The following is a 550-nucleotide window of genomic DNA, read 5'->3' as shown; positions in this document are numbered from 1 at the left end:
CGGTGCTTTGCCGTGAGTTCGATATCTCGCGCAAGACCGGCTACAAGATCCTCACACGCTACAATGACAGTGGCCTTGAGGGGCTGACGGATCGATCACGCCGACCCTACCGCCACGCCAATCAGCTTCCGTTTCAAATCGAGAAGCTGATTGTGCGCCTCAAGCAAGACAAGCCGACCTGGGGTGCGCCAAAGATACGCGAACGGTTGGCCCGGCTGTATCCTGACGTTCACCGGCCTGCGATCTCGACGGTGCATGCGGTTCTCGACCGCCATGGCCTGGTCGAGCGCCGCAAGCGAAGGCGCAACAGGGCGATGGGAACACCACTTTCAAACGGCTATCGGCCCAACGATCTGTGGTGTGCCGACTACAAAGGCGAGTTCATGCTCGCCGATCGGCGCTATTGCTATCCGCTGACGATCACCGACTTCGCCAGCCGCTATCTCATCGCCTGCGAGGCGTTGTCGACTACCAAGGAAGCCTATGCCTTCACGGTGTTCGAGAGCGTTTTCAAAGAGTTCGGCCTGCCCAGCGCCATCAGGACCGACAA

Annotated in this window: 1 protein-coding gene; it reads left to right on the top strand. The window is 59.5% G+C overall.

Translation table 11 applies throughout. The features are described from left to right. On the top strand, nt 1-550 hold a 550-nt coding region (locus NKH22_RS31500; RefSeq protein WP_502908627.1), incomplete at both ends, for a helix-turn-helix domain-containing protein.

Origin of the sequence: Mesorhizobium sp. M1252, from assembly GCF_040318265.1 — a bacterium.
In the GTDB taxonomy this organism is placed as follows: domain Bacteria; phylum Pseudomonadota; class Alphaproteobacteria; order Rhizobiales; family Rhizobiaceae; genus Mesorhizobium.
This window is presented reverse-complemented; position numbering and strand designations above follow the sequence as displayed.